General features: G+C 66.1%; 19 protein-coding genes and 3 pseudogenes. 11 read left to right on the top strand and 11 right to left on the bottom strand.

The genetic code is table 11. The annotated features are described in order from the left end of the window. Nucleotides 1-5: 5 nt before the first annotated feature. Nucleotides 6-1583, bottom strand: a complete 1578-nt coding sequence (locus tag ROSELON_RS09570) for a Re/Si-specific NAD(P)(+) transhydrogenase subunit alpha (protein WP_025312186.1) — start codon at nucleotides 1581-1583, stop codon at nucleotides 6-8. A gap of 273 nt (nucleotides 1584-1856) precedes the next feature. Between ROSELON_RS09570 and ROSELON_RS09565 the strand changes: the two genes are divergently transcribed. The 3 genes from ROSELON_RS09565 to ROSELON_RS09555 all read left to right on the top strand — a co-directional run bounded on the left by ROSELON_RS09565 (nucleotide 1857) and on the right by ROSELON_RS09555 (nucleotide 5349). Further along, nucleotides 1857-2618: an SDR family NAD(P)-dependent oxidoreductase gene (locus tag ROSELON_RS09565; RefSeq protein WP_025312185.1), complete on the top strand. Its 762-nt coding sequence runs from the start codon at nucleotides 1857-1859 to the stop codon at nucleotides 2616-2618. A gap of 63 nt (nucleotides 2619-2681) precedes the next feature. After that, a complete protein-coding gene (gene kynU / locus ROSELON_RS09560; RefSeq protein WP_025312184.1) occupies nucleotides 2682-3875 on the top strand; it encodes a kynureninase in 1194 nt (397 codons plus the stop codon). Nucleotides 3876-4065: 190 nt separating this feature from the next. Then, nucleotides 4066-5349: a DUF3422 family protein gene (locus ROSELON_RS09555; protein WP_025312183.1), complete on the top strand. Its 1284-nt coding sequence runs from the start codon at nucleotides 4066-4068 to the stop codon at nucleotides 5347-5349. 65 nt (nucleotides 5350-5414) lie between these two features. On the opposite strand, the gene ROSELON_RS09550 is transcribed toward ROSELON_RS09555, so the two are convergent. From ROSELON_RS09550 to ROSELON_RS09540, 3 genes are read right to left on the bottom strand one after another with little or no spacing between them, the layout of a single operon-like run. After that, nucleotides 5415-7055 carry an AMP-binding protein gene (locus ROSELON_RS09550; protein WP_025312182.1) on the bottom strand — a complete coding sequence of 547 codons (1641 nt, stop codon included), beginning with the start codon at nucleotides 7053-7055 and terminating at the stop codon, nucleotides 5415-5417. Further along, nucleotides 7048-7335, bottom strand: a complete 288-nt coding sequence (locus ROSELON_RS09545) for a hypothetical protein (RefSeq protein WP_025312181.1) — start codon at nucleotides 7333-7335, stop codon at nucleotides 7048-7050. The genes ROSELON_RS09550 and ROSELON_RS09545 overlap by 8 nt, the downstream gene beginning before the upstream one ends. Continuing rightward, complete coding sequence (locus tag ROSELON_RS09540) at nucleotides 7281-7508, bottom strand: hypothetical protein (RefSeq protein WP_025312180.1); 228 nt, start codon at nucleotides 7506-7508, stop codon at nucleotides 7281-7283. The genes ROSELON_RS09545 and ROSELON_RS09540 overlap by 55 nt, the downstream gene beginning before the upstream one ends. A 90-nt stretch (nucleotides 7509-7598) precedes the next feature. On the opposite strand from ROSELON_RS09540, the gene moaA reads away from it, so the two are divergent. Continuing rightward, a complete protein-coding gene (gene moaA / locus ROSELON_RS09535) occupies nucleotides 7599-8609 on the top strand; it encodes a GTP 3',8-cyclase MoaA (protein WP_025312179.1) in 1011 nt (336 codons plus the stop codon). Next, nucleotides 8602-9102 (top strand): hypothetical protein, encoded by a 501-nt coding sequence (locus ROSELON_RS09530; protein WP_038650350.1) that lies wholly within the window; start codon nucleotides 8602-8604, stop codon nucleotides 9100-9102. The genes moaA and ROSELON_RS09530 overlap by 8 nt, the downstream gene beginning before the upstream one ends. Before the next feature lie 67 nt (nucleotides 9103-9169). On the opposite strand, the pseudogene ROSELON_RS09525 reads toward ROSELON_RS09530, so the two are convergent. The 5 genes and pseudogenes from ROSELON_RS09525 to ROSELON_RS09505 form a co-directional block, all read right to left on the bottom strand. Further along, nucleotides 9170-10334: pseudogene (locus ROSELON_RS09525) on the bottom strand (M20 aminoacylase family protein). Nucleotides 10335-10371: 37 nt separating this feature from the next. Next, the gene (locus ROSELON_RS09520; protein ID WP_025312177.1) at nucleotides 10372-11541 is read right to left on the bottom strand and encodes a M20 aminoacylase family protein; all 1170 of its coding nucleotides are present in this window, start codon (nucleotides 11539-11541) and stop codon (nucleotides 10372-10374) included. Nucleotides 11542-11554: 13 nt separating this feature from the next. Then, complete coding sequence (locus ROSELON_RS09515; protein WP_025312176.1) at nucleotides 11555-12727, bottom strand: M20 aminoacylase family protein; 1173 nt, start codon at nucleotides 12725-12727, stop codon at nucleotides 11555-11557. 10 nt (nucleotides 12728-12737) lie between these two features. Beyond that, on the bottom strand, nucleotides 12738-13892 hold the full coding sequence (gene argE / locus ROSELON_RS09510; RefSeq protein ID WP_025312175.1) for an acetylornithine deacetylase: 1155 nt from the start codon (nucleotides 13890-13892) through the stop codon (nucleotides 12738-12740). Between the two features lie 4 nt (nucleotides 13893-13896). Continuing rightward, a complete protein-coding gene (locus ROSELON_RS09505; RefSeq protein ID WP_025312174.1) occupies nucleotides 13897-15717 on the bottom strand; it encodes an ABC transporter ATP-binding protein in 1821 nt (606 codons plus the stop codon). A 271-nt stretch (nucleotides 15718-15988) separates the two neighbouring features. On the opposite strand from ROSELON_RS09505, the gene ROSELON_RS09500 reads away from it, so the two are divergent. From ROSELON_RS09500 to ROSELON_RS09480, 5 genes and pseudogenes are all read left to right on the top strand, one after another. Beyond that, on the top strand, nucleotides 15989-17707 hold the full coding sequence (locus tag ROSELON_RS09500; protein ID WP_025312173.1) for a peptide ABC transporter substrate-binding protein: 1719 nt from the start codon (nucleotides 15989-15991) through the stop codon (nucleotides 17705-17707). Nucleotides 17708-17809: 102 nt separating this feature from the next. Further along, a complete protein-coding gene (locus tag ROSELON_RS09495; RefSeq protein WP_025312172.1) occupies nucleotides 17810-18820 on the top strand; it encodes an ABC transporter permease in 1011 nt (336 codons plus the stop codon). A 76-nt stretch (nucleotides 18821-18896) separates the two neighbouring features. After that, a pseudogene (locus ROSELON_RS09490) lies at nucleotides 18897-19795 on the top strand (ABC transporter permease). Between the two features lie 167 nt (nucleotides 19796-19962). Next, nucleotides 19963-20430 carry a (2Fe-2S)-binding protein gene (locus tag ROSELON_RS09485; protein WP_025312171.1) on the top strand — a complete coding sequence of 156 codons (468 nt, stop codon included), beginning with the start codon at nucleotides 19963-19965 and terminating at the stop codon, nucleotides 20428-20430. A gap of 4 nt (nucleotides 20431-20434) precedes the next feature. Then, complete coding sequence (locus ROSELON_RS09480; RefSeq protein WP_025312170.1) at nucleotides 20435-22684, top strand: xanthine dehydrogenase family protein molybdopterin-binding subunit; 2250 nt, start codon at nucleotides 20435-20437, stop codon at nucleotides 22682-22684. A 95-nt stretch (nucleotides 22685-22779) separates the two neighbouring features. Here the strand turns inward: ROSELON_RS09480 and xseA are convergent. After that, nucleotides 22780-24355, bottom strand: a pseudogene (xseA, locus tag ROSELON_RS09475) (exodeoxyribonuclease VII large subunit). A gap of 117 nt (nucleotides 24356-24472) precedes the next feature. Between xseA and purD the strand changes: the two are divergent. After that, nucleotides 24473-25738, top strand: a complete 1266-nt coding sequence (purD, locus tag ROSELON_RS09470) for a phosphoribosylamine--glycine ligase (RefSeq protein ID WP_025312169.1) — start codon at nucleotides 24473-24475, stop codon at nucleotides 25736-25738. Nucleotides 25739-25756: 18 nt separating this feature from the next. Here the strand turns inward: purD and ROSELON_RS09465 are convergent, their stop codons facing one another. After that, nucleotides 25757-26440 (bottom strand): D-lyxose/D-mannose family sugar isomerase, encoded by a 684-nt coding sequence (locus ROSELON_RS09465; protein WP_025312168.1) that lies wholly within the window; start codon nucleotides 26438-26440, stop codon nucleotides 25757-25759. Nucleotides 26441-26449: the final 9 nt, after the last annotated feature.

Below are 26449 nucleotides of genomic sequence, written 5' to 3'. Positions count from 1 at the left end.
CCCGATTACGATTTCTGGAACATGGCGAGCATGCGCCGCGTCACGAGGAAGCCGCCGAAGATGTTCACGGCCGCCATGAAGATCCCCGCCGCGGCGAGAATGGTGATCAGGATCGACGACGACCCGACCTGCATCAACGCACCGAGGATGATGATCGACGAGATTGCGTTGGTCACGGCCATCAGCGGCGTGTGCAGCGAGTGGCTCACATTCCAGATCACTTGGAAGCCGATGAAAACCGACAGCACGAAAACGATGAAATGCTGCATGAAGGTCGCCGGCGCGATCAGGCCGACGCCGAGGACCAGCGCGGCCCCCACGCCCAAGAGCAGCACCTGCTGCTTGGTCTGCGCCTTGAAGGCGGCCAGTTCCTGCGCACGCTTTTCCTCGGGCGTCAGGTCCTTGGGCTTTTCCTTGGGCTTTTGCGCGGCGATCGCGGCCACCTTTGGCGGCGGCGGCGGGAAGGTGATCTCGCCCGCATGGGTGATCGTCGCGCCGCGGATGACATCGTCTTCCATGTCATGGTTCACCTGCCCGTCCTTCTCGGGCGTCAGGTCGGTCATCATGTGACGGATGTTGGTGGCATAGAGCGTCGAGCTTTGCGCCGCCATCCGGCTGGGGAAGTCGGTGTAGCCGATGATCACGACGCCGTTGTCGCTGACGATGCGCTGATCCTTCTGCGTCAACTCGCAGTTGCCGCCACGCTCGGCCGCAAGGTCCACGATGACCGAGCCGGGCTTCATCATCTCGACCATGTCCTTGGTCCAGAGCACGGGCGCGGGGCGGTTCGGGATCAGCGCGGTCGTGATGACGATGTCCATGTCGGGCGCGATCTCGCGGAACTTCTCAAGCTGCTTGGCCTGGAATTCCGGGCTGGAGGGGGCCGCATAGCCGCCCGTTTCCGCGCCGTCGGGCAGTTCGTCGTCCGAGAATTCGAGGAAGACGAACTCGGCGCCCATCGATTCGATCTGTTCGGCCACTTCGGGGCGAACGTCGAAGGCATAGGTGATCGCGCCAAGGCTGGTGGCCGTACCGATGGCGGCCAGACCCGCCACACCGGCCCCAACGACCAGAACCTTCGCGGGCGGAACCTTGCCCGCCGCGGTGACCTGACCGGTGAAAAAGCGGCCGAAATTGTTACCCGCCTCGATCACGGCGCGGTAGCCCGCGATATTGGCCATCGAGGACAGGGCGTCCATTTTCTGCGCGCGCGAAATGCGCGGCACCATGTCCATGGCGATGACATTGGCGCCCTTGTCGCGCGCCAGGTTCATCAGTGCCTCGTTCGAGCCGGGGTAGAAGAAGCTGATCAGCAGCTTTCCTTCGCTCAGGTGGCCCACCTCTTTCTCGGTGGGCGGGCGCACCTTGGCGATGATGTCGCTCCCGTCCCAGAGGGCCGCGGCGGTCTTGCAAACCTCGACGCCGGCCGCCTCGTAGGCGGCATCGGTGAATCCCGCCGCGTCGCCGGCGCCGGACTCGATCGCGCAATCATATCCCAGTTTCTGCAACTGAACCGCGCTGTCGGGCGTCATCGCGACGCGCGATTCGCCCGGTTCGATTTCCTTGGGTGCCCCAATTTTCACAGTGTTCCCCCCTCTTGGACTGGGATGACTGACAGCCCCCTTACCAAGAGGGCGAATGCTTCACAACGTCACGAGGCGCGACACTTTATTTCGTATGCCACGATATGCCGCGCAATTTCGTTCTTTCGACGGGCATAGATGCCAACTCTTGCCGGAAAGTCCAGCCAATCGCAGGAGATTGCAGCCCACCACCGTGGCGCTAGGGTGACGCGGACAGATGCATCGGCGCAGCGTCCGGTTGGGCGCTGCCCCGTCAAGGGAGGGAGACGCAACATGCAACATCACGGACGCCACGCCCTGATCACGGGCGGCGGCACGGGGATCGGCCTGGATATCGCCCGCGCGCTGGCCGCCGAAGGCGCCGAGGTCACGATCACCGGCCGCAACCTCGCGCGGTTGCAACAGGTCGCCGATGAAACCCCGCGCCTGCATCCCCTGCAGATGGATGTCGCGAACGACGCCTCGGTTCGCGACGGCATCGCCGCGGCCGCACAGGCCCGCGGGCCGGTCGCCATTTGCGTGGCGAATGCCGGCATCGCCGAGGGGGCCCCCTTTGCCACGGCGTCGCCTGAGCATTGGCGAAGGATCATGGCGACGAATGTGGACGGTGTCTTCGTGACGTTTCAGGCGGCGCTGGCCACATTGGGGCCGGGTGACTGGGGCCGCATGGTGGCCATCTCGTCGATTGCGGGTCTGCGCGGGCTGAAGGGGGCGATTGCCTACACTGCCTCGAAACATGCGGTCGTGGGCATCGTCCGCGGCCTGTCCGAAGAATACATGGGGGGCGCCGTCACCTTCAACGCGCTCTGCCCGGGCTATGTCGACACGCCCATCGTCACGCGCAACGCGGCCCAGATCGCCGAGGCCAAGGGCATTTCCGACGCCGACGCCCGCGCCTATCTGGCGCGCGGCAACCGGCACAAGCAGCTTTTGTCGACGGACGAGGTGACCGCGGCGGCGCTGTGGCTGTGTTCGGATGGCGCGCGCAGCGTGAACGGGCAGGCCATCCAGATCGCCGGTGGTCACGTCACCTGAGTGACGGCGCTTGACGTTGCCGCCGGGCGGGGCCACCGATAGGCCCGGAAGGAGACACTATCCATGACCACGGATTTCAAGGCCACACGGGCCCAGTTCCGCCTATCGCCTCAGATGATCTACCTTGACGGCAATTCGCTGGGGCCGCTGCCGCGCGGCGCCGAGACCGCCAGCCGCCGCGTCCTGTTCGAAGAATGGGGTGACATGGTCATCACCGGCTGGAACCGCGCGGGCTGGATGGCCCTGCCCGAGGCGCTCGGCGATCGGATCGCAAAGCTGATCGGCGCCGAGGCAGGACAGGTTGTCGTGGGCGACACCCTGTCGATCCGCCTGTTTCAGGCCCTCGCCGCCGCCTGCGCCATGACCGACCGGCGCGTGATCCTGAGCGATACGGGCAATTTCCCCTCCGACCTCTACATGGCCCAGGGGCTGGTGGAAAACCTCGCCGGCGACAGGGCCCTGCGCGTCGTCGCCCCCGAAGAGGTCGAGGCCAATCTGACCGAGGATGTCGGCGTCCTGATGCTGACAGAGGTCGATTACCGCACCGGGCGTCTGCATGACATGGCGGCCCTGACCGAAAAGGCCCATGCGCTTGGGATCGTCACCGTCTGGGACCTTGCCCACTCCGCCGGCGCGATCGAGGTCGATCTTGCCGCCGCGCGGGCCGATTTCGCCGTCGGCTGCACCTACAAGTATCTCAACGGCGGGCCGGGCAGCCCGGCTTTCATCTATGTCGCGCCGCACCACGCCGATACCGCCGCGACCGTCCTGAACGGATGGCTGGGCCACGCCGCGCCCTTCGATTTCGAAGACGGCTACCGGCCCGCGCCCGGCATCGCCCGGATGCGTGTGGGCACCCCCGCCATCATCCAGATGCGCATCCTCGAGGCCGCGCTGGATGTCTGGGACGGGGTGGCCATGTCGGATGTGCGCGCCCGCTCGATCGAATTGTCCGAACGGTTCATCGCCGGGGTCGAGGCCCGCTGCCCGGCCCTGACGCTTGCCTCGCCCCGCGATCCGGCCAGGCGCGGCAGCCAGGTCTCCTTCCGCTTTGCGCATGGCTATGCGGCGATGCAGGCCCTGATCGCGCGCGGGGTCATCGGCGATTTCCGCGCGCCCGACATCATGCGGTTCGGCTTCACCCCGCTTTATATCGGCGAGGCCGAGGTGGACGCCGCCATCGCGCATATCGCCGCCGTGCTGACCAAGCAGGAATACGAGAACCCGGCGCATCAGGCACGCCAGCGCGTGACCTGAACCGCGCGACGCTGCGGCGCGGCGAAAGCGCCGCAGCGCACCCGCTCGTCGGATTATGCTAGGGTATTCAGGTCTCTGGCCTGGCCGCATGCGACCGTATGCAGCCAAGCTGCCGGAATATTTACGTTTTTGCGTTTACGCAGGTGCAGAAAACGATATCTCTCGACCAACGCCCGACGAAAGACCGCCCATGCCCCTCGAAGATCATCCGCTTCGTTACAAGCTTGCCAACGAGTTGCACGCCCGCCCATTCCCGTCGCTGGCGGCACCGGGGCAGGCCGTGTATTTCGCCATCAAGCAACCGAAAGACGCCGCGAAACGGGACCGCGCGCGGGACCGCGCGCATCTGATCGCCTTGCTCGACCGGTTTGGCGCCCAGCACCCGAAACCCGATGCGACGCATTATTTCGGCGATCTGGGCAAGTTTCGCCTGAAATGGGAACAGCATACCGAGTTTGTCACCTATACCGCGTTTCTGGATAACGGCACCTCGCGGCCCTTTGACCCGACCGCATGGGAGGTCTTTCCCGACGAGTGGCTGAGCGAGGCCCCCGGCGCGCACATCACCTCGGCGCATCTGATGTTTCTGCCGATGCCCGAGGACGAGGACAGCGTCGAGACCACGCTGCATGACTGGTTCGTTCCCGAAAGCCTGGCGGTCAGCAAGGTGCTGGATGACAGTGCCGTGGTGGCCGGTGATTTCCGCATCGACACTTCGGGGCACATGCGGTTTGCCGTCTTCACCCGCCCCGATACCGGCCATCGCCGGCTGGGCCGCATCGTCCAGCGCATCTGCGAGGTCGAGACCTACAAGACCATGTCGATGCTGGGCCTGCCGCACGCCCACGAATTGTCGCGGCGCATGGGCGAGATCGACGAGGCCCTGTCGCATCTGGTCAGTGACATGAACGGCCACCTGTCCAAACCGGACGAAACCCTGCAGCAACTGCTGGGCATCGCAGCCGAGCTGGAACAGCTCCAGACCCAAAGCGCATTCCGGTTCGGGGCGACGGGGGCCTATGACGCGCTGGTCAGCCAGCGGATCGAGGTGTTGCGCGAAGAGCGGTTCAAGGGGCGCCAGACCTTCGGCGAATTCATGACCCGGCGCTTCGACCCGTCGATGCGAACGGTGAAGGCCACGGAAACCCGTCTCTACCAGATGACCAACCGGGCGATCCGCGCGGGCGATCTGTTGCGGACGCAGGTCGATGTCGACCGCTCGGCGCAAAACCAGGAATTGCTGGCCTCCATGGACAGGCGGTCGGACATGCAGTTGCGCCTGCAAAAGACGGTCGAGGGCCTGTCGGTCGTGGCCATCAGCTATTACGCGGTCAACCTTGTCGTGTATCTGCTCGGGCCCCTGGCCGAGCCGCTTGGGCTGTCCAAGGCGATCCTCACCGCGCTGGCCGTGCTGCCCACCATCCTGGCCGTCTGGCTGGTGGTGCATTCGATCCGCCGGTCGATGGAGAAATAGGCAAAGGTCTGCGGAGCACCGTTTTCCGAAAGGAAAACGGCCGGAAAACTCGCGTTTTCCGGCCCTCACCCCTCGCGCAGGGCGCGGCGCAGGATCTTGCCGGTTGCCGTCATCGGCAGGGTCTCGGCGCGGTAGATCTTGCGCGGCACCACATGCGCCGACACCTTGTCGCGCACCAGCGCCTTCAGGCGTTCGGGCAGGCCCGACCATTCGGCCCCGTCGCGCAACACGACATGGGCGACCACGACCTGCGTGCGCACAGGGTCCGGCGCGCCCACGACCGCCGCCATCACCACATCGGGATGCGCGACCAGCGCCTGCTCGATCTCGACCGGGCCGATGCGGTAGCCGGCGCTGGTGATGATGTCATCGTCGCGCGCATGAAACACCATCTGACCATCCTCGCGCAGCAGGGCCAGATCGCCCGTGCGCAGCCAGCCGTCGATGACCTTGTCTTGGGTCGCCTCGGGCTTGCCCCAGTATTCAAGGAACATCACTGGGTCGGGCGCGCGCACGCAGACCTCGCCGACCTCGCCGGCGGCAACGGGCGTATCGCCGGGGCCAAGCACGGCGACCTCATGGCCGGGAACCGGCAGGCCCATCGCGCCCGGCACACGGTCCATCATCCGGTCGCAGGAGGCGATGACAAGGTTCGCCTCGGTCTGGCCGTAGAACTCGTTGATCGGACAGCGCAGCCGCGCCCGCCCCCAGTCCAGCAGATCGGCACCCAAAGGCTCCCCCCCTGAGCCGATGGCCCGCAAGCGCAGATCGTCCGGCACGACGGCCGCGTGCATCATCCGCAACGCTGTCGGCGGAATGAAGGCGTTGGTCACGCCCTCTTGCGCCATAAGACGCAGCGCCGCGTCGCTGTCGAATTTCGCAAATCTGTGACTGACCAGCGGCACACCGTAAAACAGACACGGCATCGCCATGTCCATCAGCCCGCCGATCCATGCCCAGTCGGCGGGGGTCCAGCCCACATCGCCTGTCTGCGGGAACCAGTTTTGCGACAGTTCCATGCAGGGCAGATGCCCGTACAGGAAGCGATGCGCATGCAACACGCCTTTCGGGTCACCCGTGGTGCCCGAGGTGTAGATCATCACGGCCGGATCCTCGGCATCGGTGGGGACGGGCCGAAACCCGGGGGCCGGTGTGTCGAGGATATCGTCCAGCGCGCGCACCGGGGCTGCGCCCTGCCCTGTCGATATGATCAGATCGAGCGCAGGCAGTTGGGGCCGCAACCCCGTCACCTTGTCGATCTGCGCCGCATCGCAGACGATCGCCCGCGCACCGGAATCCGCAAGGCGATAGCGCAGCGCATCCTCGCCGAACAAGGTGAACAGGGGCAGCGAGACCGCCCCCAGTTTCATCGCCGCGAAATGCGTGATCAAGACGGCCGGATGCTGCGCCATCAAGACCGCAACGCGGTCGCCGCGCATGATCCCCGCCGCGGCCATCGCTGCCGCCAGCCGATCCGAGGCGCGTTTCAGGTCGCCATAGGTCCAGACCTCGCGCGCGCCTTCGGCCGTCACATGGATGACCGCCGCGCGATCGGGGGCCAGCGCCGCCCAGGCATCGCAGCACAGATCGGCGATATTCATCGCCGAAGGCACCCGCCACTGAAAGCCGCCGCGCAGTTTCTGCCAATCGGCACGGCCCCGCGCAGGTCGCGCAAAGAGGCGCCGATCCGACAGAAGATCAGCCATCCGACAGAACGGTCACCGTCGGCAGATCGGTCAGGGCGATGCCCAGCGCCTGCATGGCCTGCAAGGACAGGCGCGAGCCCGATCCGCGTTCGCCGCCCGAGGGGATCAGCGTCATCGCCACGACCGTCCCGTCCGGCGCGATCACGCGGCCCGGTCCCTCCTCGGTGACCAGCGGCGTCTCGATCCAGAGGCCGGGACGCGTCGCATCGCCCAGACTGGCAACCGTCAGGCCGCGGAACTGGCCATCGCCGGCCGGGTTGCTGGGGGCACCGGCGGCCATCTCGCCGGCGGGCGGTCCACGGCGGCCGGGCCCACCGCCACCGGCGCCTCGTCTTCGCCGCGCCCGAACAGGCCGCCGCCATCGCCGCCACCAAACAGGCCGCCGCCGAGGCCGCCACCGCCACAGCCGGCCAGGGCCAGCACGAAAACCAGGGAAAGAGAGCGCGTCATCATGGCACGAACCCTAGTGTGATTTGGCCCGCACGATCAACCACTGCAATCGATCCCCTTGCGGGGCGGGCACGCTCTACCTAGTCTTCGCGCATGGAAACGACCGCCCCCCTCATCGACCCGTTCGCGCGCGCGATCACCTATCTGCGCGTCTCGGTCACCGACCGTTGCGATTTTCGCTGTGTCTATTGCATGTCCGAGAACATGACCTTTCTGCCAAAGAAAGAGTTGCTGACGCTGGAGGAGTTGGACCGGATGTGTTCGACCTTCATCCGGCTGGGTGTGGAAAAGCTGCGCATCACCGGGGGCGAGCCGCTGGTCCGCCGTGATATCATGACCTTCTTTCAGGCCATGACGCGGCATCTGGACTCGGGCGCGCTGAAGGAACTGACGCTGACCACCAATGGCAGCCAGCTGGCCAAGTTCGCCGCGCCGCTTCATGCCGCCGGCGTGCGGCGGGTGAATGTGTCGCTCGACACCCTGGACGACCGGAAATTCGCGGACATCACCCGCTGGGGTCGCCTGACACAGGTGCTGGAGGGGATCGACGCCGCCCAGGACGCGGGCCTGCGGGTCAAGATCAACGCCGTGGCCCTGAAAGGCGTCAACGAGGACGAATTGTTCACCTTGCAGGAGTGGTGCGCCAAGCGGGACATGGACCTGACCTTTATCGAGGTCATGCCGATGGGCGATCTCGGCAATGAGGATCGATTGGACCAGTACTGGTCGCTCAAGGATCTGCGCGCGCGTCTGGCCGAACGCTTTTCCCTGATCGACCTGGCCGAGCGGACGGGCGGGCCGGCGCGGTATGTTCAATTGCAGGAGACCGGACAAAAGATCGGGTTCATCACGCCGCTCACGCATAACTTCTGCGAAAGCTGCAACCGGGTGCGCCTGACCTGTACGGGCGAGTTGTACATGTGCCTCGGGCAGGAGGACATGGCCGACCTGCGCGCGCCCCTGCGCGCCTCCGGCGAGGATGCGCCGCTGGAAGAGGCCATTCGCGCCGCCATCCGGCTCAAGCCGAAAGGACATGATTTCGACTACTCCCGCCAGACGGTCGATGGCCAGGTCAGTCGCCACATGAGCCATACAGGTGGCTGACGAAGCAGAGCCGTCAGCCGGCCGGTTGCGGGCGGCGTTTGCCTTGTCCATCGCGGGCGCCCTGAGCCTTTTCGCCGCTCTGATGGGGCACGAGTTCTTCGTCTTCGGCGGTCAGGGCCATGACTTGATCGAGCCGTCCACAGCGCTCTGCGCCGCCCCGCCCTGCCTGACGGTCGAGGTCGTGGTGTCGGGGCAGGTCGCCAAGGCCATCGGCGCGGCCATGGCCTTTGCCATCATCGGCGTGATCTGGGTGCAGGGCCGGTCCCGGATGCTGATCGGGGCAGGTTTCTGGACGCTGCAATTCTGCTGGTCGCTTGTCGGCGTCGCATCCGGCTATCGCCTGCATTTCGGCACCGATTGGGGCTGGTGGGAACCGTTCGCGCGGCTGATGTGGCACCCGCTGGTCACGCCGGGCCTGCTGGTCGCGGGCCTGGCGGCCTTCCTCGGTCTGGACAGGGTGTTGCGCCCGATCCCGCACCGTCCCGCGGCGTGATCCCCCGGCCCGGCATGACGGGGCACGCCCGGGGCCGAGGCCATGCCGACCCCGGCCGAGGCCGGCATTAAGCAGCCGGCATGCGCCGTTCGACCACCTCGGCCAGCCAGGAACAGCCCGCCGGGATCGCCTCGTCGTTGAAGTTGTATTTCGGATGGTGGACCAGTCGCGGTGTCGCCGTTCCCGACAAGGATGTAAGCACCGGGGCGCGCGTTCAGCATGAAGGCGAAATCCTCGCCGCCCATGACCAGCGGGGCCTCGTCACACGCGCCGGCAATGTCGCGCGCGACCTCGGCGGCGAACGCGGTCTGCTCGTCCGAGTTGACCATGACCGGGTAGTTGCGCTTGTAGACCAGTTCGGCCTTGGCACCGAAGGTGGCCGCCGTCCCCTCGACGATCTCTTTCATGCGCGCCTCGGTCAGGTCCTGCACCTCGGGGTCCAGCGTGCGGACCGTGCCCTTCATCTTCACCGTTTCGGGAATGACGTTGTGGGCATGGCTGCCCGTCTCGAAGCTGGTGACCGAGACGACCACCTGTTTCACCGGGTCGACGTTGCGGCTGGCGATGGTTTGCAGGGCCAGAACGATATGGCTGGCCACGACCGTGGTGTCGATCGTGTCATGGGGTTTGGCGGCATGGCCGCCCCGGCCGGTGACGTTGATTTCGAACAGGTCGGCGGCGGCGAAGAACGCGCCGGGGCGAATGGCGAAACTGCCCGTGGGCACGCCCGGCCAGTTGTGCATGCCGTAGACCTCGTCGATGGACCATCGGTCCATCATGCCGTCATCGACCATCTCGCGGCCACCGCCGCCGCCCTCTTCGGCGGGCTGGAAGATGACCGCGACCGTGCCGTCGAAATTGCGCGTCTCGGCCAGGTATTTCGCGGCGCCCAGCAGCATGGCGGTGTGCCCGTCATGGCCGCAGGCATGCATCGCGCCGGGGGTTTTCGAGGCATAGTCCAGCCCCGTTTCCTCGTGGATCGGCAGCGCGTCCATATCGGCGCGCAACCCGATGGTGCGGCCCGAATTGTCGGACTTGCCCTTGATGATGCCGACGACGCCGGTGCGCCCGATGCCGGTCACCACCTCGTCACAGCCGAACGCCTTGAGCTTGTCGGCTACCAGCGCAGCCGTCCGGTGGGTTTCGAACAGGATCTCGGGGTTCTCGTGGATGTCGCGCCGCCATTCGGTGATCTCGGGCAGCATCTCGGCAAAGCGGTTCTTGACGGGCATCTGGGTCTCTTTTTGCTGTTGGCGGGCGTCTGATCTTTTACTTGGCCACGGGCATGCGGCGTTCAACGATCTCGGCGAAGAAACTGCACCCAAAGGGGATGGCCTCGTCGTCGAAATTGTATTTCGGGTGGTGGCACATGGCGGTATCGCCATTGCCGATGAACACATAGGCCCCGGGCCGGGCCTCGAGCATATAGGAAAAATCCTCGGACGGCATGATGGGGCGGGTGTCGCCATCGACCTCGATGCCCACGGCGCGGGCGGCGTCGACGGCATGTTCAACGGCGGTCGCGTCGTTCACGGTGACCGGGTAGCCGGGGTGCCAGACGACCTCGACCGTGGCGCCGAAGGCGGCGGCGATCCCCTCGGCCACGCGGGTGATACGGCCCTGCATCTGGTCGCGCTCGTCGGGGTCGAGGCAGCGGACCGTGCCGGTCAGCTTGGCGGTATGGGCGATGATGTTCGTCGCGCCCGAGTCCGTCTCGAAGGTGCCGACAGTTAGCACCACGCGGTTCAGCGGGTCGACATTGCGCGACACGATATTGTGCAACGACACCACGATCTGCGCCGCGACAAGGGTGGTATCGACCGCCTTGTGCGGCTCGGCCGCGTGCCCCCCAAGGCCCGTGACGATGATGTCGAATTCATCGGATGACGCCTGAAGCGGCCCCGCGCGGGTGACAAAGGTGCCGACGGGCACGCCGGGCGCGTTGTGCATTCCGAAAACCTCGTCCACGCCGAACCGGTCCATGACCCCGTCATCGACCATGGCCTTGGCCCCGGCCCCGCCCTCCTCCGCCGGCTGGAACAGCAGCACGACGGTGCCGTCGAAATTGCGTGTCTCGGACAGGTATTTCGCCGCCCCCAGCAGCATCGAGGTATGCCCGTCATGCCCGCAGGCATGCATCGCACCCGGCGTGCCCGAGGCATAGTCGAGGCCCGTCTGCTCGTGGATCGGCAGCGCATCCATATCGGCGCGCAGGGCGATGACCTTGCCCGAGCCGCTGTCGCGCCCCTTGATGACCCCAACGACGCCGGTCCTGCCGATGCCTTCCACGACCTCGTCGCAGCCGAAGGCGCGCAGCTTGTCCGCGACCACGCCGGCGGTGCGGTGCACCTCGTACATCAGTTCGGGATGGCGGTGGAAATCGTGCCGCCATTCGGTGATCTCTGGCAGAAGCTCGGCAAAGCGGTTCTTGATGGGCATCTCGGGGGCCTCCTCAGGCGGCGGGCATCCGCCGTTCGACGAGTTCGGCGAAAAAGCTGCATCCGTAAGGGATGGCCTCGTCGTTGAAATCGTATTCGGGGTGGTGAACACCGGCGCTATCGCCATTGCCGACATTGATGAAGGCGCCGGGGCGGACGTTCAGCATATAGGCGAAATCCTCGCCGCCCATGCGCGGGGGGCGGCCCCAGCGCACCTTTTCGTCGCCGGCCACCACACGGGCGATGTCTGCGGCAATCTCGGCGTTTGCGTCATGGTTGACCACGACCGGGTAGCCGCGCTCGTAGCGCAGATGCGCCTCGCAGCCATAGGCCTCGGCGGTGGAATGGATCAGGCGCGTCACCCGCCGCTCGGCGATATCGCGCACCTCTTCATCCAGCGTACGGACGGTGCCCCGGATCAGCACCTTGGAGGGGATGACATTGAACGCCTCGGAACTGGTGCGGATGGTGCAGACCGAGACCACGACTTCCTTGATCGGGTCCACGTTGCGGCTGGCCACGGTTTGCAGCGCCATGACCGTGGCGCAGGCCGCCGGGCTTGGATCGACGCAGTGATGCGGGCGCGCGGCATGGCCGCCCTTGCCCACGATCTCGACCTCGAATTCATCGGCCGCGGCCATGATGGGGCCCGGCGAGACCCCGAATTCGCCCACCGGCAGACCGGGTTCGTTATGCATGCCATAGACCTCGTCGATGCCGAAGCGCTCCATCATGCCGTCGCGCACCATCAGGTCGCCGCCGCCGCCGCCCTCTTCGGCGGGCTGAAAGATCAGCGCGACCGTGCCGTCGAAATTGCGGGTCTCGGCCAGATATTTGGCGGCCCCCAGCAGCATCGCGGTATGCCCGTCATGGCCGCAGGCATGCATCCTGCCGGGTGTCTGGCTGGCATGCGGCAGGCCGGTGTGCTCGTCCATCGGCAGAGCGTCCATGTCGGCGCGCAGGCCCACGCAATAGCCGCGACTGTCGGTCTTGCCCTTGATCAGCGCCACGATGCCCGAGCGACCGATGCCGGTGTGAATCTCGTCCACGCCGAACTCTTTCAACTTCTCTTCGACCAACGCCGTCGTCTTGGGCAGGTCGAACAGAAGCTCGGGGTTCATGTGGATCTCGCGCCGCCATTCGGCGATGTCGGGCATCAGTTCGGCGAGACGGTTCTTGATCGGCATGCGGGGGTCCTCAGGCAAGCGTGTCGAGAAGGCGCGCCATGAAGGCCTCGCCCTTCTTGAATTGGTCGACGGTCAGGAATTCGTTCGGCTGGTGGGCCTGCGCGATGTCACCGGGGCCGCAGACCACGGCGGAATACCCGGCTGCCTGGAATTGCCCGGCTTCGGTGCCGTAGCTTACGACGCTCGACCCGTTCTCGCCGGTGATGCGGCGCACCAGCGCCTCGGCGGGGCCGTCCACCTCGGCGCGCAGGCCGGGCACGTCCCATTTCGGCAAGACATCGATGCGCGCCTCGGGGCGGATGGCCTGCATGCCGGCCTCGATCCGGCGCACCTCGTCCAGAATGCGCATTTCCCAGTATTCGTTCGACTCGGTCGGGACACAGCGCGCGGACAGGACAAAGGTGCAGTCCTTGGCGGTGATGTTGTGGGCGGTGCCGCCCTCGATCATGCCCACATGAAGGGTCGTGTAGGGCGGGTCGTAATCGCTGTCGGGATCGGCCTTGTCGCGGTTTTCCGCGTTCACGCGATTGGCCCAATCGATCAGCCTTGCGGCCTCCATGATCGCCGAGACCCCTTTATACGCGATCGAGGAATGCACCTCGTAGCCGTGGAAATGCAGGTCGAACCCGACGCCGCCCTTATGGCCGTTGACCACGCCCATATTCGTCGGCTCGCCGATGATGGCCAGCGCAGCGCGCGGCAGTCGGGTTGCCATATGCGCGATCATCGGCGGGGCGCCGATGCAGCCGACCTCCTCGTCACGCGACAGGCACAGTTGCAGCGGCCGCGACACCCCGCGCCGCGCGGCCTCGACCGTGGCCCAGATCGCCAGGGCATCGAACCCCTTCATGTCGCAACAGCCGCGCCCGAACAGCTTGCCGTCCCGTTCCACCACGGTGAACGGATCGGTGTTCCATGCCTGACCATCGACCGGCACGACATCCGTGTGCCCGGACAGCACCACGCCGCCCTCGACCTCGGGGCCGACATGGGCATAGAGGCTGGCCTTGCGCCCGGTCGCGTCATAATCGCGGCAGCACGTGATGCCGTGGTCGTTCAGATACGCCTCGACCCAGTCCACCAGGTCGAGATTGCTGTCGCGAGAGACCGTGGGAAACGACACGAGCCGGTCGAGAAGAGCGCGTGCGCCAAGCGTGCGTGCCACGGTTTCAATACCCGCTATCGGTGACGAGGACATGATGGCCCGGCCCGACCTCGGTATAGACCGAGGGTTCGGGCTCGTGACCGACGGGATGCACAGGCGACGGGATCGGCTTGAAGTTCAGGTCCCGAGCCAGCTTGCGCATCCCCGGATCGGCGATCGGCACCGCCTTGAGCAGTGCTTGCGTGTAGGGATGACGCGGGTCTTCGAACACGGCTTGTCGTGGCCCGATCTCGACCACACGGCCCAGATACATCACGCCGACATCGTGGCTGACCCGTTCGACCACCGCCATGTCATGCGAGATGAACAGATAGGACAGCCCCAGTTCCTGCTGCAATTCCATCATCAGGTTCAGCACCTCGGCCTGCACCGACACGTCCAGCGCGCTGACCGCCTCGTCGGCGATGATCAGCTTGGGGTTCAGCGCCAGGGCGCGCGCGATGGCGACGCGCTGGCGCTGGCCGCCGGACAACTCGTGCGGGTAGCGGCGCATGAAATCCCGTGGCAGGCGCACCCGATCGAACAGTTGGGCCACCCGATCCGTGCGCTCCTGCGCATTGCCGACGCCGTAGTTGATCAGCGGTTCGGCCACCTGCACGCCCAGCCGCATCTGCGGGTTCAGCGATGCGAATGGGTCCTGAAAGATCATCTGCATGTCCAGCCGCGCCTTTTGCAGGTCGCGGTGGCTCAAGGCCATGATGTCCTTGCCGTCGAGTTCGACTTTGCCCGACAGCGGCTCGACCAGGCGCAAAATCGACCGCCCGCAGGTCGACTTGCCACAGCCCGATTCGCCCACCAGGCTGAGCGTACGCCCGGCGTTCAGCGTCAGCGACACGTCTTCGACCGCGTGGACGTTGGCGATCGTCCGGCGGAAAAAGCCCCCCTTGACCGGAAACCGCGTGACCAGGTTTTCGACCTTCAGCAGCACCTTTTCGGTGCCGGCGATCGGCCCGCCGCCGGTGCCGTCGCGGCCCACCAGCTTCATCGGCTCGGGCAGGGTCTTGCCGCGCATCTCGCCCAGCTTGGGCACCGCCGCCAAAAGCGCCTTGGTGTAATCGTGCTGCGGGTTGTTGAAGATCTGATCGACCGGGCCTTCCTCGACCTTGTGACCGCGATACATGACGACGACCCTGTCGGCCATTTGCGCGACCACGGCCATGTCATGGGTGATGAACATGACCGATGTGCCGGTCTCCTCCTTCAGCCTGTTGATCAGGCTCAGGATTTCGGCCTGGATGGTCACGTCCAGCGCGGTTGTCGGCTCATCCGCGATCAGGATCTTGGGCTCGCAGGCCAGGGCGATGGCGATGACGACACGCTGGCGCATGCCCCCTGACAATTCGTGCGGATACTGCTTGAGGCGGCGTTCGGGTTCGGGGATGCGAACCTGTTTCATCAGCTCCAGCGCCCGTTGGCGCGCGGCCTCTTTCGACATGTTCTTGTGGCGCAACAGACCCTCGGTCAATTGCCGCTCGATGGTGAAGACGGGGTTCAGCGCCGTCATCGGCTCCTGAAAGATCATCCCGATATCGTTGCCGCGGATCTCGCCCATTGCGCCTACGGGCTGCTTGGCCAGGTCGATGGGGGTTCCGTCCTTGCGGTCGAAGATCAGTTCGCCGCCGGTGATTTCGCCCCCGCCGAACTCGACCAGTCGCATCAGCGACAGCGACGAGACCGATTTGCCCGATCCGCTTTCGCCGACGATGCACACCGTCTCGCCGGCGGCGATCTCGAAGCTGACGTCCTCCACCCCGACGACGGTGCCGTTGCGCGTTTCAAACTCGACACGAAGGTTGCGCACCTGCGCGATGGGGTGATCAAGCATGGGGGAGTCGCTCCAGTCAGGACGAGGGTGACGGTAATTGCGGGGTCCATCTGCTGTCAAATGCTGCGACCGCCCAAAACTTGCGCATTCCGCAACGGCACTAGGCTTGCTTTTTGAGGAAGTTGCGCGAACCATGCGGGGATCGGACGGTTCGGCCTGGCGCGACTTGCGTCGGGGCGGGGTCCGTCCAACCTTCGCGCAGACCGTCGGACAAGGCGGCACAAGCTCAACGAGGCTCTGAGCGAACCAACAAGGAGTGAGAGAGACACAAATGAAACGAACAGCGATTCTCATGGGAGCCGCGGCAGCGATGCTGATCCCGCTTGCGGCCACGGCACAGGAGGGCGCCGAGCGCGGCTCTTCGGGCCATCTCAACATCATCTACTGGCAGGCGCCCTCGACGCTGAACCCCTATCTCTCGGGCGGCACGAAAGAGGTCGAGTCGGCCTCGCTGGTTCTGGAATCCATGGCGCGCTTCGACGACACCGGCACGATGGTGCCGTGGCTGGCCGAAAGCATCCCCACAGTCGAGAACGGCGGCGTGGCCGAGGACCTGACCTCGATCACCTGGACCATCTCCGAGGGAATCACCTGGTCGGATGGCACGCCGCTGACCGCGGCCGATTTCGTGTTCACCTGGGAATACTGCACCCATCCCGAGGGCGGCTGCGCACAGGCCAGCTATTTTGCCGGTGTGGACAGCGTCGAAGCGGTCGATGACAGCACCGTGCGCGTGAACTTCGCCGAGGCCACGCCCTTTCCCTACACCGCCTTCGTCGGCTCCGAGAGCCCGGTGATCCAGGCCGCGCAATTCGCCGACTGCCTCGGCGCCCGCGCCCCCGAATGCACCGAGGCCAACTTCGGCCCGATCGGCACCGGCCCCTTCGTGGTGACGGATTTCCGCCCCAACGACGTGATCGAATTCGTGGCGAACGAGAATTTCCGCTTCCCCGATCGCCCCTACTTCGCCTCCGTGACCTTCAAGGGCGGCGGTGACGCCACCGCGGCGGCGCGCTCGGTTCTGGAAACGGGCGAGTTCGACTATGCGTGGAACCTGCAGATCGACCCGACGATCCTGTCCGAGATGGAAGCCCAGGGCAACGGCACGGTCGTGACCGCCTTCGGCACCTCGGTCGAGCGTCTGCACATGAACCAGTTCAACCCCGATCCGGCACTGGGCGACGTCCGCTCGACCGCCGAGGCCGGGCCGCATCCGTTCCTGACCAACCCGGTCATCGGTCAGGCCATGTCGATGGCCATCGACCGTGGCCTGCTGGTCGAGATCGGCTACGGGGCCGGTGGTCAGCCCACCTGCAACGTGCTGCCCGCGCCCGAGGCCTATGCCTCGACCGCCAATGACGGCTGCCTCGTGCAGGACATCGACGGCGCGAACGCGCTGCTCGACGAGGCCGGCATCGTCGACACCGACGGCGACGGCATCCGCGAGTACGAAGGCACGCCGCTGCGCGTGCTCTACCAGACCTCGACCAATGCCGTCCGTCAGGACACGCAGGCCCTGGTCAAGCAGTGGTGGGCGGAAATCGGCATCGATGCCGAGCTGCGCAACATCGATGCGTCGGTCTTCTTCGGCGGGGATCCGGCGTCGCCCGACACCTTCCAGAAGTTCTATGCCGACGTCGAGATGTACACCAACAACTTCGCCGGTGTGGACCCGCAGGCCTACATGGCCAACTGGGCCTGCGACGAGATCCCGGGCCCCGACACCCAGTGGCAGGGCTCGAACATCCAGCGCTTCTGCTCGGAAGAGTATGATGCCCTGATCGCCGAGATGGCCATGACCGCCGACCTGGCCGAGCGTGGCCGCATCGCCATGGCGCAGAACGACATGCTGGTGCAGTCCTACTCGATCATTCCGCTGATCCACCGCGGCGGCGTGTCGGCCCATGCCAACACGCTGGACGGCATCCGCATGTCCGACTGGGACAGCGAGCTGTGGAACATCATGGACTGGTATCGCACCGAAGAGTGATCGCCTGATCCGACGACACCGGCCCGCGCGCGCCCTTTTGCCCGCGCGGGCCTCCCCACCCCTCCCCCCGAAAGACGAACTCATGACCCGAGGCGTTGGCCCATGCTGACATTTACCATCCGTCGATTGCTCACGGCGATTCCGACGCTTCTGTTCATCAGTTTCATCATCTTCCTGATCGTGAAGCTGTCCCCCTCGGACCCGACGGCGGGTCTGCCGCTGACGATCCCGCCAGAGGTGCGCGAACAGATCCGCGAAAGCCTCGGCGTGAACGACCCCATCTTCGTTCAGTATTTCAAGTGGCTGAAACTGATGATGTGGGACGAGCCCCTGCATCTGATCGACGGCTGGCTGGGCACGTCGCTGGCGCCCGAGGACGGGACCCGCATCATCAGCTACCAGACCCGCAGCCCGGTGATGGACCTGATCGTCCAGCGCATGCCGCAGACCCTGTGGGTGGTGGGCACCTCGTATATCGTCGGGATCCTGATCGCCCTGCCGCTGGGGATCATCTCGGCCTATCGCCAGTATTCGGTCTTCGATCAGGTCGGTACCTTCATCTCGATGGTCGGCTTCTCGGTCCCGACCTTCTTCACCGGGGTGCTGTTCATCGTGATCTTCGCGGTGAACCTGGGTTGGTTTCCCAGCGTCTACGATACCACCCACGAAGTGACGGACTGGGACAGCTTCATCGTGCAGCTCAAGCAGATCATCATGCCGGTGATGGTGCTGGGCCTGTTCAATGCCAGCCAGATCAGCCGCTACATGCGCGCCTCGATGCTGGACAACCTGAACCAGGACTATGTGCGCACCGCCCGCGCCAAGGGCCTGACCGAAAAGGTGGTGGTCCTGGTGCATGTTCTGCGCAACTCGATGATCCCGGTCATCACCGTGATCGCGCTGAACATCCCGGCCGTCTTCGGCGGTGCCATCATCACCGAACAGGTCTTCAAGGTGAACGGCATCGGCCAGCTCCTGATCATCGCGATCCAGGGGGGCGACGTGCCGGTGGTGCAGACCGTCAGCTTCATCTTCGCGATCCTGATCGTGCTGTTCAATCTTCTTGCCGACATCCTTTACGGCATTCTCGACCCGAGGATCCGCTATGACTGATCTCCAAGATCCCGCCAACCGCCCGAACCAGCCCCTGCAGACCGCCGGCGCCACGCCGGCCGGCGCCGCCCCGGTCATGGATTTCGAGGCCCACACCCCGCCGCGCAACCAGTGGTGGGACGTCTGGGACCAGTTCAAGACCCACAAGGGCGCGATGTTCGGTCTGGGCTTTTTCATCTTTGCGCTGCTCTTCGTCTTCGTCGGTCCGCTGATCTGGACCGTCGATCCGCAATATATCGACATCCGGTCGCGCAATACCGGCCCCAGCCTGGCGCACCCGATGGGGGCCGACCAACTGGGGCGGGACACGATGGCGCGGATGAGTGGGGGGGGCAGACCTCGATCGCCGTGGGCCTGACCGCGATGCTGCTGGCGTTGCTTCTGGGCACGCTGATCGGCGTGTTGGCCGGCTATTTCAAGAAACTCGACGGACCGCTGATGCGCCTGACCGACCTGTTTCTGGCCCTGCCGCTGCTGCCGCTTCTGCTGGTCATCATCATGCTGTTCCGCGACCAGTTGCGAGCGGCCTTCGGGCCCGAGGGGGGGATCTTCATCCTGATCGTCTTCGTGATCGGCATCACCAGCTGGATGCAGACCGCGCGCGTGGTGCGCGGCGACGTTCTGGCGCTGAAGGAACGCGAATTCGTCCTGGCGGCGAAATCGATCGGCACAACGTCGCACCGGATGATCCTGCGCCACATCCTGCCCAACGTCATGTCGCCGATCATGGTCTCGGCCACGCTGGGGATCGCCAATGCCATCATCACCGAAAGCGCGCTGTCCTTCCTCGGCCTCGGGTTTCCGTCCGATTTCCCGACCTGGGGGCGGCTGCTGTTCGATGCCACCGACTGGCTTCAGCAAAACCCCGAGCGGGTGATCTGGCCGGGCCTTGCCATCTCGCTGACCGTTCTCAGCGTGAACTATATCGGCGATGGCCTGCGCGATGCGCTCGACCCGCGTATTCGGGGCCGCTGAGGGCACCGCCCACCACGAGACGGACCACCGCCGGGCCATCGCGCCCGGCGCTGCACATCCGGGGGGCGCCCTGTCGCGCGGTATCCCGCAAGACCCCGCGCGACATACCCGCGTCATGGTCTATATTCACCATGACCGCGCGCAACCGACCGACCAAGGAGCCCGCAATGCCCACCACCCTGACCGTGAACGGAACCCAACATTCCGTGGACCTGCCGGATGATGTGCCGCTGTTATGGGTCCTGCGCGACGAGCTGGGCCTGACCGGCACGAAATACGGTTGCGGGGTATCCTCTTGCGGGTCCTGCACGGTGCAGATCGAGGGCGAGGCGGTCCGCTCGTGCCAGATCGCCCTGGCCGATGTCTGGGGCCCGGTGACCACGATCGAGGGGTTGGGCACACCCGCCGCCATGCATGCCGTGCAGGCGGCCTGGGTCGCGCATGACGTGGCGCAATGCGGATACTGCCAATCGGGCCAGATCATGCAGGCCGCGGCCCTTCTGGCGGAAAACCCCGCCCCCAGCGATGACGACATCGACGCGGCGATGTGGGGCAATCTGTGCCGCTGCGGCACCTACCCGCGCATCCGCGCGGCGATCCACACCGCCGCCGACGCGCTGCGGCGGGAGGGCTGAGACCATGGCGAACTGGGGAAAGATCACCCGACGGACGCTGTTGATCGGATCGGCCGCCATCGCGGGCGGCGTGGCATTCGGCGTCTGGCAATACCGGCGCGAGTTGCCCAATCCGCTGGACCCCGCCGAGGGTCAGGCCACGCTGAACCCATGGATCCTGATCGACCAGCAGGGCGTGACCCTGATCGCGGCACGCGCCGAGATGGGCCAGGGCGTCTACACCACCCTGCCCGCGCTGGTTGCCGAGGAACTGGATGTCGCCTGGGACGATGTGCGTGTCATGCATGGCCCGGCGGCGCAGGCCTATTACAACGGCGCGTTGATGTCCCACGGCCTGCCGATCAACGATTACGAGCGCACCGGCTTTCACGAGACGATGATCGAGGCGATGACCGTTCTGCCCAAGATGATCGGGCTGCAGGTGACCGGCGGCTCGACCTCGACCATCGATGCGTTCGAGAAACTGCGGATGGCCGGGGCGACCGCGCGCGAAACCCTCAAGATGGCCGCGGCCGAGCGCTTGAACATGCCGCTTGGCGCGCTCGGCACGCGCGACGGCCGGGTGATCGCGCCGGGCGGGATCGAGATGACCTATGGCGATCTGGCGGCGCAGGCCGCCCAGATCGACCCGCCGCGCCGCGTCGCCCTGAAGCCCCCCGCCGATTGGCGCTATCTTGGCCGGTCGATGCCACGCACCGATACCATCGCCAAATCCACCGGCACGGCCGAGTTCGGCATCGATGTGCGGCTGCCGGGGATGAAGTTCGCGTCCCTTCGGCGCAACCCGCGCCTGGGGGGCGGGATGCGCCGCTATGACGACAGCGCGGCGCGGGCCATGCCCGGCGTCGAACAGGTGGTCGATCTGGGCGATGGCGTCGCGGTGGTCGCCAGCAATACGTGGTTGGCCATGCAGGCCGTCGATGCCATCGACATCGACTGGGACGACGCCCCCTACCCCGCCACGTCGGACGCGTTGATGGGGGTCATCCGCGCGGCGCTGGACGCGGCCCCGAACTCCACCTTGCGCGATGATGGCGAGATCGACGCCCTCGAGATCGCGCCCGAGGACCGTGTGATCGAGGCCGAGTATACCGTGCCCTGGCTGGCCCATGCGACGATGGAGCCGATGAACGCCACCGCCCTTTACACGGGCGATCGGCTGGAGATCTGGGCCGGCAGCCAGGCCCCCGGATTTGCCGAGCAACGGGCGGCCGAGGCGACCGATCTCGACGCCGATCAGGTGACCTGCCACGTGACCTATCTGGGCGGCGGGTTCGGGCGCCGGGGCGAGACGGATTTCGTCGTGCTGGCCGCCCGCGTGGCCCGCGCGATGGAGGGCACGCCCGTTCAGCTGACTTGGAGCCGCGAAGAGGACATGCGCCACGACTTCTATCGACCGGCCGCCGCCGCCCGCATGCGCGGCGTGTTGCGGGGTGGCTTTGCATCCGCGCTCGAGGGGCGGGTGGCGGCCCCCTCGGTCACGCGGCAATCGTTGCAACGCATGGCCGGGATCAGCCCCGGCGGCCCGGACAAGGGCCATGTCGAGGGGATGTTCAACCAGCCCTACGCGATCCCGAATTACCGGGTCACGGGGCATCTGGCCGATCTTGACGTGCCGGTCGGATTCTGGCGCGCGGTCGGAAACTCGTTCAACGGGTTTTTCATGGAAAGCTTCATGGACGAGATGGCCTTGGCCGCACGGCGCGACCCTCTGGCCTTTCGCCTTGATCTGGCGCGGCGCGAGCATGCCCCCTCGGCCGGGGTGCTCGAGGCCGTCGCCGAGATGTCGGGCTGGACGGGCCAAACCCCCGATGGCGTCGGGCGCGGGGTGGCGATGACCTATTCCTTCCACACCGCCGTGGCTGTCGTGGTCGAGGTCAGCGACCGCGATGGCGCCGTCGCGATCGATCGCGCATGGATGGCCTGCGACGTGGGCACGGCGCTCGACCCCGGCATCATCGAGGCGCAGATGTCAGGCGGCCTGATCTGGGGCCTGTCGGCGGCTGCCATGCAGGAGATCAGCTTTGCCGGCGGCGAGGTCGAGCAGTGGAATTTCCCCGATTTCGATGCCCTGCGTCTGCACAACTCGCCCGAGGTCGAGGTTCGCATCCTGGAAACCCAGCATCATCTGGGCGGGGTCGGCGAACCCTCCGTGCCGCCATCGATGCCCGCGCTGGCCAATGCGGTCTATGACCTGACGGGCGAGCGCATCCGCGATCTGCCCCTGTCGCGGCGGGTGCGCTTCGTTCTCTGAGCGACGCGCACAGGTCAGGCCGAGGGACCGGGGCGCTGCCCCGGACCCCGGCATTTTCAGGGGATAAAGATGGGCCGGCATGTGAGCCCGCAGGCTCAGAACAGCGAGCCCTGATCGGGGGGCGGTGGTTTTTGGGGCGTTCTGCGGGCCGGGCCGCGCGGGCCGGCGCCGGTCGGTGTGACGGCAAGACGGCCATCGGCAAACTCGATCTCGACGCTTGGCCGCGTCTCGGCCTGCGCCTTGAGGGTCAGCACCGCGTCGCCGTCGCGGACCACGGCATAGCCGCGGCGCAACGTGGCCTCGTAGCCAAGCGTGTCATGCAGGCGCACAAGGCTGGCCAGCCGCTCGTGGCGGCGCCGTGTCTCGGCGGCGCGACCACGGTCGAACCGCGCGGCAAGATCGGTCAGCCGGGCCCGCGCCGCGGCATGCCGGTCGGACAGACGCAGCGGGTCAAGCCGCGAGGCGATCATGGCCAGTCGCTCGTGGCGGCTGCGCAGGGTTGTGTCCAGACGTGCGGGCGTCAGACCGGCCGAGGCCCGCCCGAGCGCGAGGCGTTTCGCGGCCACCGCCCGATCAAGGGCGGGGGTCAGGTTCGCCGACAATCGGTCGAGTTGGCCGCGCCGGTGCTGGGTGGCATGGCGCAGGGCCGGGCCGAGTTGCAACACCAGCCGATCGAGGCGCTGGCGCGGGGTATCCAGCAGGCTGTCGGGCCGTGGCAAGGCGCGCGAAAGATCGCCAAGGCGCTGGCCGCGTTGGCGCACGGCCTGTTCGATCGCGCGTGTCATGTAGCCGTCCTGCGTGCGCAGCCAGGTCAACAGGTCCAGCCGCACCGGGACCGCCATTTCCGCCGCCGCGGTGGGCGTTGGCGCCCGCCGATCCGCCGCGTGATCGATCAGCGTGGTGTCGGTTTCATGCCCGACGGCCGAGATCAGGGGGATGGTACTGTCAGCGGCGGCGCGCACGACGATTTCCTCGTTGAACCCCCACAGATCCTCGAGACTGCCCACCGCCACGCGCCACGATCAGCAGATCGGGCCGTGGCACGGGACCGTCCTCGGGAAGGGCGTTGAAACCCTGGATCGCGCGCGCGACCTCGGGCGCGCACCGCTCTCCCTGAACGGCCACCGGCCAAATCAGCACATGGCGCGGGAAGCGGTCGCGCAGACGGTGCAGGATATCGCGGATCACCGCGCCCGAGGGCGAGGTCACCACACCGATCACCCGGGGCAGGAAGGGCAGGTCCTGCTTGCGGGCCGCGTCGAACAGCCCCTCGGCCGCCAGGGCGGCGCGGCGTTTTTCCAGCATGGCCATCAGCGCCCCGGCCCCCGCCGGGCGCAGATCCTCGATCACCAACTGGTATTTCGACTGGCCGGCAAAGGTGGTCAGGCGCCCCGTGGCGACCACCTCCATCCCCTCCTCCGGGGGATGGCGCAGACGGGTGGCGACCCCTTTCCAGATGACCGAGGCCAGGACCGAGCGATCATCCTTGAGATCCAGGTAGACATGACCCGAGCGCGGCCGAGACAGGCGCCCGATCTCGCCGCGCACCCGGACGTGGGAAAACCCGCTTTCGATGCTGCGTTTGACCGCGCCCGAGATCTCGGACACGGTGAATTCCGGTGCGTTTCCGGGGCCGCTGCCGCCGGGGTCGTCGTCGATCAGGTCATCCATGGGGCGTACCCTAGTCGCGCGGCCCGCCGGCGAAAAGCGGCGATGTGGGATGTCCCGCTTGTGCGCCGGCGCGCGCTTCGCTACTTGCCGAAGGGGTATACGACAGGGGGGGCGTCCATGAACATCCTGATCCTCGGCGGCGGCGGTCGCGAACATGCCTTGGCCTGGGCCGTTTTGCAGAATCCGAAATGCGACCGGCTGATCGTCGCACCAGGGAATGCCGGCATCGCGCAGATTGCAGAATGTTCCGATATCGATGGGGATAATCCGGTGGCGGTGACCGAATTTGCTGCCGAAAACTCGATAGATTTCGTGATTGTAGGACCCGAAGCCCCGCTTGCGTCGGGGGTTGTGGATATGTTGACCGATGCCGGAATTTTGACATTTGGCCCAAGCCAGGCAGCCGCCCGCCTGGAGGCGTCGAAAGGCTTTACCAAGGAAATTTGCGATGCCTGTGGCGCCCCCACCGCCGGCTGGGCCCGCTTTGCCGAGGCCGAGGCCGCAAAGGCGCATCTGCAACAGCACGGCGCGCCCATCGTGGTCAAGGCCGACGGGCTGGCCGCCGGAAAGGGCGTGGTCGTCGCCATGGACGAGGACACCGCCGCATCCGCCATTGACGAAATGTTCGCCGGAGCCTTTGGCGAGGCGGGGGCCGAGGTCATCCTTGAAGAGTTCATGACCGGTGAAGAGGCGAGCTTTTTCGTCCTCTCCGATGGCGAAACGGTTCTGCCCATCGGCACCGCGCAGGACCACAAGCGCGTGGGCGAGGGCGATACCGGGCCGAATACCGGCGGCATGGGCGCCTATTCCCCCGCCCCGATCATGGACGCCGCCGTGACCGAGGCGGCGCTGGAGCAGATCGTCAAGCCGACCATCGCCGAAATGGCCCGGCGCGGCACACCCTATCGCGGTGTGCTCTATGCCGGTCTGATGATCGAGGACGGACAGCCCCGGCTGGTGGAATACAATGTCCGCTTCGGCGACCCCGAATGCCAGGTTCTGATGATGCGCTTGGGGGCGCAGGCGCTGGACCTGATGCTGGCCTGTGCCGAGGGGCGCCTTGCCGAGATGCAGGTCACCTGGGCCGACGACCATGCGATGACAGTGGTGATGGCGGCCAAGGGCTATCCCGGCAGCTATGCCAAGGGCAGCGTGATCGGCGGGCTGGATGCGCTGAGCGAGGACAGCTCGAACATGGTGTTCCATGCCGGCACGAAAGCGGTGGATGGCAGGATCACAGCCACCGGCGGTCGCGTTCTGAACGTCACCGCACGCGGCGCCACCCTGCAGGACGCCCGCGACCGGGCCTATGCGGCGGTGGACCGGATCGACTGGCCCGAGGGGTTTTTTCGAAGTGACATCGGCTGGCGCGCGCTGTCATAGGGCCGCTTAGTCCCCGGCCTAAAGCCAGGTGGCATAGTCGGACACCAGCAGGTGCATCGGCGCCTCGTCCTCGTCGATGGCGGCAAAGCGACCGATCGGGTCGCGGAACCAGTTGTCGGTCTCATCGTCATTGACGGTCGACACCTCGCCGATCAGAACATCGCCGCCCTCGCCCCAGAAGGCATGCCAATCGCCCGGCATCAGGGTCACGCTTTCGCCGGGGGCGAATGTCAGCACCTCTCCGGGGGCGAACGCGCGGGCGATCCCGTCACACAAGACCGTGCCCCCTGCCGTCTCATCAAAGGACCCGTCCGGGGCCGATCCGAACAACTCGACCGCCAGTGTGGCGCCACCGCGGTTGATGATATCCTCGGCCTTGAGATTGTGGCGATGCATCGGGCTGATCTGATCGCGTTTGGAAATCAGCAGCTTTTCGGCATAGCACATGCCGGTGCCGCGCTTCAGGTCGTCCAGACGTCCGTTGCGAAGCGTGAACAGGAACAGGCCCAGCCTGTCGAAATCCCCCTGCCCGTAATCGGTGATGTCCCAACCCATGCGTCCCGCGATCAGGTGATCGATATCGGCACGGCGGGCTTTCATCTGCTCGGGCGACCAATAGGCAAAGGGCGGCAGGACGACGCCAAAGGATTTCATGAAGGCGTCGGCTTGGGCCATGATTTCGTTGACATCCGAACGTTTCATCTTGCCCCC

This window comes from Roseibacterium elongatum DSM 19469 (assembly GCF_000590925.1).
Lineage (GTDB): Bacteria > Pseudomonadota > Alphaproteobacteria > Rhodobacterales > Rhodobacteraceae > Roseibacterium > Roseibacterium elongatum.
Note: the sequence above shows the minus strand (reverse complement) of the source record. Positions and strands in the feature narration are given on the sequence as shown.